Source organism: Sphaerospermopsis kisseleviana CS-549 (assembly GCF_028329225.1).
Lineage (GTDB): Bacteria > Cyanobacteriota > Cyanobacteriia > Cyanobacteriales > Nostocaceae > Sphaerospermopsis > Sphaerospermopsis kisseleviana.
Genome location: NZ_JAQMTI010000015.1, coordinates 1 through 10,348, shown reverse-complemented (window position 1 = coordinate 10,348; position 10,348 = coordinate 1). Strand labels below are relative to the sequence as shown.

Below are 10,348 nucleotides of genomic sequence, written 5' to 3'. Positions count from 1 at the left end.
TTTTTCTCCACTATCTGGCATAAATATACCATCAAATCTAAAGGCTTTTTCCTTCACTTCTACAGATGTGAATTTGTAACCTTCTGCTTTTTCTGTCGGTTCTCCCAGTAGCTCAAATAAAAGAGTATGAAAAGTGAGAAAAATCTGGTAAAATATTGTATCTGTGTGCATTACTGATGATATATATTTAATATATTATACCCTAAAAAATACCCATCGAAATTACCAAAAATAATTTTTTTGTATCATGCTATCATTATCACCAATATCTAGTAATCTAAGAAAGTGTTTATCTATCCGCATAAGATATTACCATGATGAAAATTTTTCACAAACTCCGCATTTTGGCAATTACCAGCTTAATATTTTTGACTATTAGCTGGTCACTTCCAGCCCAAGCTGAAATGAAAATTGACCCCAAACTAGAACAGCAAGTATTAGAAATTATCCGTCGAAATCCCAAAGCAATTATCGAAAGTGTGCAAGCATATCAGGAAGAACAGCAACAAAAAGTTCAACAAGCAAGACAGGGATTTTTACAAGATTTAAGAACAAATACAAAAGGTGTAATTGGTGATTCTCCCACCACAGGTTCGACACAATTAAAAACTGTGTTAATAGAGTTTTCCGACTTTGAATGTCCCTACTGTGCCGAAGCAAATAAAACTCTTAAAGATTTCTTAGCAAAATATCCCAATCAATTCACCTTAGTTTATAAACATTTCCCTTTGGTGCAAATTCATGACCAAGCATTACCAGCAGCTAAAGCAGCTTGGGCAGCATATCAACAAGGTAAATTTTGGCAATATCATGATGCTTTGTTTACGAATCAAAAACAACTGGGAGAAAGTTTATATTTAGATATTGCGAAAAATCTCAATTTAGACTTAGCAAAATTTAAACGCGATCGCAATTTAGCAGATAAAGCAATTCAACAAGACTTACAAATGGCTTATAAATTGGGTCTTTCTGGTACACCTTCTTTTATTATCAATAGCAAGAATGTGACTGGACCTGTTCAGTTATCAGAAATTGAGAGTATTTTGGCTGTAGAGAAATAATATAGCAACGATGAGTTAACTTTATCCTTTTTGTGGTGGGCATTGCCCACCCTCAGTATTATTCTCAGAATTAACGCCATGAGTAAATTGAAATTTTGGTTATTACTACCTATCACCTTGGTAAGTGGTTTGTCTCATCAAATGCAGGAATCTAAACAGTCTGTAGAACAACCAAAGACAGAAATATTCAAATCTGATAATTCCCACTTGTTAGCTAAAGCTAGTTATCTTTCAAATTTGGAACAACAAGTAATTGATGAAACTAACAAAGTTAGAACAAATCCTCGCTCATATCTACCTATCTTAGAAAACTATCGTCGGCGTTTTCAAGGTAATCGAGTTAGAATATCCAATAATACTTATTTAATTACCCAAGAAGGTGTAAAAGCTGTTGATGAGGCGATCGCTTTTCTGAAATCAGTCCGTCCTGTAAGTGCTTTAACTGTATCTAAAGGAATGTCTTTAGGTGCTAGAGATCACGTCAAAGATCAAAGTCCAAAAGGTGCATTAGGTCATGATGGTAGTGATGGTAGCAATCCTTCTACTCGCGTCAACCGCTATGGTAAATGGCAAAAAACAGTAGGAGAAAATATCAGCTATGGTTCTCACACTGCTCAAGATATCGTCATGCAATTAATTATTGATGATGGTGTACCCTCACGGGGTCATAGAACCAATATTTTTAACCCTGATTTTAAAGTAGCTGGTGTTGCTTTTGGTATTCACAAATCCTATCGGCAAATGTGTGTGATCACTTATGCAGGTGGTTATATTGAAAGGTAAATATTGGTGACTGGGGACTGGTGACTGGTGACTGGTGACTGGGAAAGACTTTTACCCATTACCCATTACCCATTATCCATTACCTATTCCCTATTCCCTATTCCCTATGAATTATAAATTACCTCTTAACGTTTACATCCAAGGTCAAGGATTTCCCATACTCGGTTTACACGGACATCCTGGTTCTGGCCGTAGTCTTTCTGTTTTTACTCATCATCTATCAAAACGTTTTCAAACCATTGCCCCAGATTTGCGCGGATACGGTAAAAGCCGCTGCAATATCAATTTTGATATGCAAGACCATTTGGACGATTTAGAAGCTCTCCTAGACCGTTTTCAGATAGAAAAATGCCTTGTATTGGGATGGTCACTGGGTGGCATTTTGGCGATGGAATTAGCATTGCGTTTACCACAGCGAGTCACAGGAATGATTTTAATCGCCACCTCAGCTAGACCTTGGGGCAATCATCCGCCTATCTCTTGGCAAGATAATCTTTATACTGGTGTAGCGGGAATATTAAACTATATTAAACCTGGTTGGTCTTGGAATATTGAAACTTTTGGCAAGCGATCGCTCTTTCGTTATTTAATTCAACAACATACACCCACCGCTTACGGTTACATTGCCAGGGAAGCCCTACAAGCTTATTTACAAACCTCTAGCTATGCTACTAGCGCTCTTTATAGCGCCATTAAATCAGGTTACAATCGACTTTCAGACTTGGAAAAAATCTCATGTCCGAGTTTGGTACTGGCTGGATCTGAAGACCGTCACATTACAGCTGATTCTAGCTTAGAAACAGCAAAACACCTTACAAACTCTCATTGGCAATGTTACCCCAATACCGCCCACCTTTTCCCCTGGGAAATTCCCCAACAGTTACTTTGGGATATTGACCATTGGTTAGCAGCACATCCAGAGGTAATTGGTGATTGGTAGTTGGTAGTTGGTAATTGGTAATTGGTAATTGGTAAGTACCTGTGCAAAATTAATTTCTTATTTGGAAACTCTGTATCCTTTACCAGACAAGGAAGACGGGTAAATGAAATAATCTTACGTAGCGATAGCGAAGCGCTGCTGCAAGCAGTTCGCCAATCTCAAATCCCCAAACGGTCAATCTTCGTTGTGTGACAGTTTAGGGTGCGGAAGGTAGGTTTGAAAGTCAAAATAGCTAAAACTTTTCCGCCACCCTCCAAAACTCAACCTCAAGGGTTTTCAGCCCATTTTCTTATAAAATTTATTACCCAGTCCCCAGTCCCCAGTCCCCAGTCCCCAGTCCCCAGTCCCCAGTCCCCAGTCACCTATTGTTGCCCATCGTTCCCAGAATTAACTCAAAATTAACTCAGGAACGATGACAGCCTATAGATTTGTATTACACTTGACCGCTAAAGGCAGGCTTTACTTTACGGTCAATCCTTTCCCCCAGGTCTTCAGCAATGGTTAAAACATAAGGTTTACAACGCTTGACATTGACTATAATTCCTTGCGCTCCTTCGTTTTCTAAATCTTCTAGATAGCCCTTACTGGCAGATGTCGCTTCCACCGAGCTTAAAAATGGACCAAAGTAGTAGGTGCAACGAGGATTCTGGGTGACAATTTCAACCCACCAAGCCAAGCCTAGACCGTTAGATAAGCTAATCAGCCCTTCCTTAAGGTTATGCCAAATAGTTTTCATGGTTTTCACCAATTTATAAACGTGATACTGGGTATTAAAGAATATGTTAGATAGATTCAGTTTTACATTTCTTTATACTCTTTTAGGTTTATTTTTTCAAAGAAAATGTATGTAATTTATCAAGATAGTGGGTATTTAACGACCGTTGGCGATAAATTTCATAAAGCGCCATCCCTGCTGCCACTGAGGCATTTAGGCTAGGAGTCTTACCCTGTAAGGGAATTGAGACTAAAACATCACAAGATCGTTGTGTCAACATACTCAGACCTTCACCTTCAGCACCAATTACTAAAACGATAGGTCCATTGAATTTTACTGTATGTACAGGTTCGCTACCAGAGGCTGCTGTTCCGTAAATCCAAAAACCAGCTTCTTTAAGTTGTTCCAAAGCGCGGCTGAGGTTAACGACTCTGGCTACAGAAAAGTTTTCTAAAGCACCTGCGGCCACCTTAACCACAGTTGAGGTGATTCCAGAAGCCCTTCTTTGAGGAATTACTAAACCTTGAGCGCCGATGGCTTCTGCTGTGCGAATAATTGCCCCCAAATTGTGAGGATCAGTGATACCATCAGCAACAACAATCACTGGATCGGTGACTGATTTTGCTTGAGTAATCAGATCATCTAATTCCATGTAGGCATAAGGCGCAATTTGCGCTGCTATACCTTGGTGATTAGCTCCTTGAGTGATTTGGTCTAAACGCTTAGGTTCGACTTCATCAATTACTGTACCATTATCCTTAGCTTGGAGAATTAAATTATGAAATCGCGGATCATAACGCAGACGAGCAGTAATCCAAATCCGATTGAGATTGCGCTGATTTTCTAATGCGCTTAATACAGGATGACGACCGTAGATGAGATCACTGTCTTCTGTGGATTTGCTCTCTGGTAAGGGTTGGGAAGATTGACGAGATGGACGCGGTTTGCGAGATATGGGTTTAACTTCTGCGTTGCTTTGAGTACGAATAGGATTAGCAATAACGCGTTTACCCTTGATTTTTATAGGTTGTCCGCGTTTTGCTTCACCAGCGTGATTAATTTTTCTTGGTTGGTTAGTCATGGGATTATTGAGTTTAGTAAATAGGTGAGCATTGACATTCCCTCAATTTTATGAACCGTTACAAATGATTTTCCTATCAAGAGATTGAGCTACTCACTATTTCTCTAGATGGAGTTTTTGTAACAATTCTGTTAAACGGGGGTAATCGGTGAGGTATAGATAGCCAACTAAAGTTTCTAGACTAGTTGCCTGTTGATAAATTTCGGGATTTAGTCGTTTGGGACGGCCTGCGGCTGCATTACGACCTCGGCGGACAATTTCTAACTCTTTACTCGTTAAATTAGGAGTCAGCGATCGCAAATGTAGGGCTTGTGTTTCTGCTCTGACCTGCGCTACTACCAAACTATGGTAAATTTCTGGCCTTTGCTGTGGCCACAGGAAAAACATCCTAACATATAGTTCGTAAATTGCATCCCCCAAGTAAGCTAAGGCAGAAGGAGAAATTTGTTGTACTTGTGCCTGGGATAATGGTTGGGGTAATTGCGTCGTGTTTACCAACAATGCTGGAATGTCAGATGAATACTGCATTACAGTTTCATCTCCTCCATTTTTTGCTTCTTCCTCCTGGGGATTCACCTGTTCATCATTCCTTGACCTACTAAATATTGGGAAGATTATCTTTACGAACATTTATTTTTTGTGCAGTATGCCATCATAGCACACCGAGCATATTCAACACTAACAAATATTACTTAAAACTATATAAATTCCTGATTGGGGAGATTGGTGAGTCTGAAAATATAGGTCTAGTGGCTATTTTGAGGAGTTGGGAAAGATGAGGAAGATGGAGAATTAATATATTCTTCATATTTTCTTTAACTTCCTCACCTTCCTACTGCTCATCGGGATAGCTAAATTGATTTTTTGTGGTCAAGCAATCAAGACGACTTGATGTTTTCTAGAGCCGCATCAACTGTAGTTTGTAGGGCGAGAAACTTTTCTAAGCGAACAAGCTTGACCGTTTGAGTAACGCGGGCATTGGTGACAATTTGGAAAGTGCCTTCGGCGGTTTGAGCTTGCTTGGCTAGTTGTACCAGCGCACCCAAACCAGAGCTATCAACAAAGTCGATTTGTGAGAGATCCAGAATTATGTGCTTTGGACCTTCATCAATCTTTCCAGACAGTACCTTGCGAAATGTAGGTTCAGAAAAAGCATCTAACAGACCTGTGAGGCGGAATAGCTGGCAGCTATCCCGGACTTCGCGAGTACCTCTCAGGCTTACGGTTAGATTCAGTGGTTCAGCAATAACTCCCTCCTCGTCCTCTTGACTGAAAGTAAACGCTCAAGTATAGATGGTTTTGACTTATGTTGTCTAGGTTGGTGACTGGTGACTGGTGATTGGTGACTGGTGATTGGTGATTGGTGACTGGGGATTGGGGATTGGGGATTGGTGACTGGGAAAAAGATAAATAACCCAATTACCAATTACCAATTACCAATTACCAATTACCAATTACCAATTACCCATTACCCATTACCCATTTTTATTGTTGATTAACTTAAGCGATCGCTGTTTGACGTGCTGTTTGAATTTCTAGCACAAATTGCTCAAATAAGTAATCAGCATCGTGGGGTCCTGGACTAGCTTCTGGGTGATACTGTACAGAAAACACTGGTAGAGACTTGTGACGTACCCCTGCAACAGTGCGATCGTTTAAGTTCAGATGACTAACCTCTACCACTGCTGATGGTAATGAATCCGGATCAATAGCAAAACTGTGGTTTTGGCTGGTGATTTCTACCCTTTGTTGTAAACCCGCTGGTTGATTTAAACCACGATGCCCAAATTTTAGCTTAAAGGTTTCTGCGCCCAAAGCATGACCTAAAATTTGGTGTCCCATACAAATACCAAACATGGGTTTTTGACTTTCTAGCAGTGCTTTAACGGTACTAATGCCTTCTGTGACTGCTGCTGGATCACCGGGTCCGTTGGAGAGGAAAATCCCATCTGGATTATATTTAAGAATTTCCGCTGCTGGTGTATTGGCAGGAACAACAATCACGCGACAGCCATAACTAGCCAACCGCCGCAAAATATTGCGTTTTACGCCAAAGTCTAAAGCAACGACTGTGAACTTTTCCCCAATCTTAGCTACAGATTCTGGGTTAAATTCCCAAACTTCTGTCGTAGCTTCGGACCATTCATAAACTTCTGGGGTGGTGACTTCCCGCACCAGATTTAATCCTGTCATGTTGGGAGCAGCTTGCACCAGTTCTAATAATTCAGATTCATCTAGTATAGATGTAGAAATACCACCATTCATAGCGCCATACATCCGAATTTTGCGGGTGAGGGCGCGGGTGTCGATACCGAAAATACCGGGGATGTGGTGCTGTTTGAGGTAATCTGGTAAAGATTGGGTAGAGCGCCAGTTACTAGGTTTGTGACAGATATTGCGGGCGATCGCTCCTTTGACATGAGGTTTAATTGATTCCTCATCTTCGGGGTTAACGCCAGTATTACCTAATTCGGGATATGTAAAAATAACAATTTGCCCTGTGTAGCTCGGATCTGTTAATACTTCTTGATATCCAGTCATGCCGGTGTTAAACACTACTTCGCCGACAGTGGTTCCCATAGCGCCGAAGGACCAACCATGATAAGCTGTTCCATCTGCTAAGACAAGTAAAGCGGGTATTGCATCAGATAAAGACATAAATAATAGGTAATGGGGAATGGGGAATGGGGAATGGGGAATGGGGAATGGGTAATTGGTAATTGGTAATTGGTAATTGGTAATTGGTAATTGGTAATTGGTAATTGGTAAAAGTCTTTCCCAGTCACCAATCATGAATCACCTACAAAAGACCGTTTATTATGCTATACAAAAACAGTTATCACTAGCAACTTGGGTTAAATATCAAATAACCAATTAAATCATAAAGCCTGGAGCATATTTTGGTGTGGGGCGGTACACTTGGAGAGAGCCAGGGCGGTTAACCTGAAAGTAACTATGCTTGAGTCTTCTTTATCCCGCGCAGCCCTAATTTTTGTTTCCGGTAGTCTGGTGGTTTTGAATGTTGCCTGTAGTGACAACAAACAGACAACGGGGGTTGGTGGTAGTCAACCATCTATACCTGTTGGTAATTTGGCAGCGATACAGCCGCCAATGAAGCAACCAGCGTCATTATCAGCCAAACCAAAACCAAAATTAGAACAAAGTACACAAACCAGTCCATTAGAATTGGCACTGGATAAAGCTACTGGTGCTGTGAGTATCAGTAAATCTGCTCAATCTCCAGATGATTGGCATCTGGTGGCGAGTAGGTTTGAGGATGCGATCGCTCTCTTGAAACAGGTGGGGCGAGACAGTCCTAATTTTCCTTTTGCTCAAAGAAAAATTGCTGAATACCAGGGTCAAATTAAATTAGCTAAACAAAAAGCTAACTCCAGTAGGTTAGCATCTCCCCTAGCACCTGATCAACAGGTAGTTGTGGCTGTTCCCCAAACAAAACCCAAAATACAACGTTATTCAACTCCTACTCCTGTTGCCAAGGTACAACCTCTACCCCCTCCAGATCCGATTTTCCCGGCTGCGGAAACTACAGCCTATAATAATCTGGTGTTCATAGCACCAATTAAACGACGAGTTGGTGGCACTCCCATTGTGGAAGTTACCTTTAATGGTAGGCAGCGTTTTGAGATGATTGTGGATACCGGCGCTAGTGGTTCTGTAATTACTCAAGATGTAGCACAGGCTTTAGGTGTTGTGCCTGTGGCTATTGCTAAAGCTAATACTGTGAGTGCTAAGGGTGTGGAATTTCCGGTTGGCTATCTTGATTCTATGGAAGTGGGTGGGGTAAAGGTTAATCAAGTTCCTGTGGCGATCGCTGGTGCAGAATTGGAAACGGGATTGTTAGGACATGATTTTTTTGGTAAATATGACGTTACCATCAAACGGGATGTTGTAGAATTTCGTCCCCAACACCACTCAGACGAATCTAATCCCCCAGAAATTCAACTAACTGATCCAACTTTTTCCAGGGGCTACCGCTTTGTAGAATTTCCTTAGCTACTGTCACACCTTGACCATGATTTAATAAGGGAACTGCACCCGCAACCTGCAACGCTAAAGAAGCATTTAGCGCCACTGCATCCTGTTGGGCTTGAGTTCCCTTTCCTTTAAGGACGTTGGTTAAAATTTCGGCGTTTTCTTGTACATTCCCACCTTTTAAGGCTGTAATGGGTGCTGGTGTGACTCCTGCGGCTTCGGGGTTGATGGTGGTTAACTGTACTTTCCCTTCAGATAAAACCGCTAAATCAGTTATATCCCCTAACCCGGCTTCATCTAATTTTTCTCTACCATGTAATACAATTGCTGTTTCTGTTCCCAAATGGTTTAATGCTTGGGCAATGGTTTCGATTAGTTTGGGATCAAATACTCCTATTACTTGCCCTGTGGGGCGCATGGGGTTTACTAAGGGTCCGAGCAAGTTAAATACTGTCCGCACTTTTAAATTTCTCCGCAGTGGGGCAACGGCTTTCAGTGCGGGATGCCATCCAGGGGCAAATAAAAAGGTGATTCCCACTTCTTTCACTGCTGCTTGTACTTTTTCGCTGGGTGCGTTGAGGTTGACTCCTAAAGCTTCTAAAACGTCGGCGCTACCGGTTAAGCTGGAGGCGGAACGACTACCATGTTTAGCGACTGGTACACCCGCAGCAGCAGTAACAAAGGCGACGGCGGTGGAAATATTAAAGGTTGATGCGCCGTCTCCACCCGTGCCACAGGTGTCAACTAGGGGGATGGGGTTTTGGCTGTTATCGTGTGTAGTTTGAACAGATAAAGATTTTAATACTTCTGCCATTCCTGTGAGTTCTTCGGCAGAAACGCCTTTAAAGTGCAATGCTGTTAATATTGCTCCCGATAGTTCTGGGGGGATGGTTTCGTTGATCCATCCTTGCATCAGTTCTGCTGCTTGGGTGCGGGATAATGATTGGTGTTCTAATAATTGTTTAAGTAGGTTTGACCAAATATTAGGATCTGGTAAGTTTGTCATTTTCGGGGTTTTGTAATTAGGCTGTGTGTGATTTTACCGAAAAATGGGGGTTTGTGTTTTAGTTGTAGGTTTTTTGTTTCGCGCAAAGACGCTAAGGAGCAAAGGCGCAAAGAATTATAAGATTATTTTTTATTACTACAATAAGTTTGCAAGAATGAACCACGTTCGCGAAGCGTGCCGAAGGCATAGCACCGAAGGACACCAAGGAAGAGAAGAAGAGAAGAAGAGATAGTTATGTATTGGGTAGGATGTAGTTACTAATAAATAGTTCTTGTCCTTTTTCGGCTGTTTTTTGTTTATAGTTGTTCATGCCATATTGTAGTTCCCACTGGCTAATTTTCGCCCAGGTAAAGTTTTGATGTACTTCTTCTGAGTCGTCGTAGGTGAGTAACCATTTGTGAGGGCAGTTTTTTAAATGATCTGCAAATTTTTGATGGTCAAATTTAGTATGTAAATCTCCATCTTTTCCATATAATTTGGAGTTTTTATTGCTTAAATATGGCGGATCTAGAAATATCAATACTTCTTTACCTTCTGCTTTTAATAGTTCGCTGTAATCTATGTTTGTAATTTTGATATCTGGTGTTAAAATTTCTGCTAATTTTTCTAGTCTTTCTATTGATGAATGGCAGAAGTGTTGAATGTTAAGAAATCTGTGATAAAAATAGCCCAAAATATATTAAAATTTGAGCAAGCTATATCAAAATATTGATTTGATCATGATTATAAATTCATTTCCCAAGATTGTCAAAGACATCCTCAAATCCTT

The 10,348-nt window shown here is 40.9% G+C and carries 13 protein-coding genes; 5 read left to right on the top strand and 8 right to left on the bottom strand.

Annotated elements, in window-relative coordinates; translation table 11 throughout:
- Positions 1–171, bottom strand: a 171-nt coding sequence (locus tag PN497_RS00795) for a DUF2887 domain-containing protein (RefSeq protein ID WP_272109297.1), incomplete at its 3' end; no start/stop codon positions are given.
- A 143-nt stretch (positions 172–314) separates the two neighbouring features.
- On the opposite strand from PN497_RS00795, the gene PN497_RS00790 reads away from it, so the two are divergent.
- The 4 genes from PN497_RS00790 to PN497_RS00775 all read left to right on the top strand — a co-directional run bounded on the left by PN497_RS00790 (position 315) and on the right by PN497_RS00775 (position 3,186).
- The gene (locus PN497_RS00790) at positions 315–1,061 is read left to right on the top strand and encodes a DsbA family protein (protein ID WP_096566229.1); all 747 of its coding nucleotides are present in this window, start codon (positions 315–317) and stop codon (positions 1,059–1,061) included.
- 78 nt (positions 1,062–1,139) lie between these two features.
- Positions 1,140–1,844, top strand: a complete 705-nt coding sequence (locus tag PN497_RS00785; protein ID WP_096566227.1) for a CAP domain-containing protein — start codon at positions 1,140–1,142, stop codon at positions 1,842–1,844.
- Between the two features lie 106 nt (positions 1,845–1,950).
- Positions 1,951–2,784, top strand: coding sequence for an alpha/beta fold hydrolase (locus PN497_RS00780; protein ID WP_096572591.1), 834 nt, complete (start codon positions 1,951–1,953; stop codon positions 2,782–2,784).
- A gap of 216 nt (positions 2,785–3,000) precedes the next feature.
- Positions 3,001–3,186 (top strand): hypothetical protein, encoded by a 186-nt coding sequence (locus tag PN497_RS00775; protein WP_272109293.1) that lies wholly within the window; start codon positions 3,001–3,003, stop codon positions 3,184–3,186.
- A gap of 31 nt (positions 3,187–3,217) precedes the next feature.
- Here the strand turns inward: PN497_RS00775 and PN497_RS00770 are convergent, their stop codons facing one another.
- The 5 genes from PN497_RS00770 to carA all read right to left on the bottom strand — a co-directional run bounded on the left by PN497_RS00770 (position 3,218) and on the right by carA (position 7,238).
- Complete coding sequence (locus PN497_RS00770) at positions 3,218–3,520, bottom strand: DUF1816 domain-containing protein (RefSeq protein WP_096566225.1); 303 nt, start codon at positions 3,518–3,520, stop codon at positions 3,218–3,220.
- Between the two features lie 88 nt (positions 3,521–3,608).
- A complete protein-coding gene (gene rlmB, locus PN497_RS00765; RefSeq protein ID WP_096566223.1) occupies positions 3,609–4,580 on the bottom strand; it encodes a 23S rRNA (guanosine(2251)-2'-O)-methyltransferase RlmB in 972 nt (323 codons plus the stop codon).
- A 96-nt stretch (positions 4,581–4,676) separates the two neighbouring features.
- Positions 4,677–5,156: a Mini-ribonuclease 3 gene (locus PN497_RS00760; protein WP_187041429.1), complete on the bottom strand. Its 480-nt coding sequence runs from the start codon at positions 5,154–5,156 to the stop codon at positions 4,677–4,679.
- A 302-nt stretch (positions 5,157–5,458) separates the two neighbouring features.
- Positions 5,459–5,815 (bottom strand): STAS domain-containing protein, encoded by a 357-nt coding sequence (locus tag PN497_RS00755; protein WP_190347592.1) that lies wholly within the window; start codon positions 5,813–5,815, stop codon positions 5,459–5,461.
- A gap of 265 nt (positions 5,816–6,080) precedes the next feature.
- Positions 6,081–7,238, bottom strand: a complete 1,158-nt coding sequence (gene carA, locus PN497_RS00750; RefSeq protein WP_096566217.1) for a glutamine-hydrolyzing carbamoyl-phosphate synthase small subunit — start codon at positions 7,236–7,238, stop codon at positions 6,081–6,083.
- Positions 7,239–7,535: 297 nt separating this feature from the next.
- Here carA and PN497_RS00745 point away from each other — a divergent pair, with 297 nt between their 5' ends.
- On the top strand, positions 7,536–8,594 hold the full coding sequence (locus PN497_RS00745) for a retropepsin-like aspartic protease family protein (protein ID WP_096566215.1): 1,059 nt from the start codon (positions 7,536–7,538) through the stop codon (positions 8,592–8,594).
- On the opposite strand, the gene trpD is transcribed toward PN497_RS00745, so the two are convergent.
- Together trpD and PN497_RS00735 are read right to left on the bottom strand one after the other, a co-directional pair.
- Positions 8,524–9,579 carry an anthranilate phosphoribosyltransferase gene (trpD, locus tag PN497_RS00740; RefSeq protein WP_096566213.1) on the bottom strand — a complete coding sequence of 352 codons (1,056 nt, stop codon included), beginning with the start codon at positions 9,577–9,579 and terminating at the stop codon, positions 8,524–8,526. The two genes, PN497_RS00745 and trpD, sit on opposite strands and share 71 nt — an antisense overlap.
- A 232-nt stretch (positions 9,580–9,811) precedes the next feature.
- Positions 9,812–10,252 carry a DNA adenine methylase gene (locus PN497_RS00735; protein WP_409349307.1) on the bottom strand — a complete coding sequence of 147 codons (441 nt, stop codon included), beginning with the start codon at positions 10,250–10,252 and terminating at the stop codon, positions 9,812–9,814.
- Positions 10,253–10,348 lie beyond the last annotated feature (96 nt).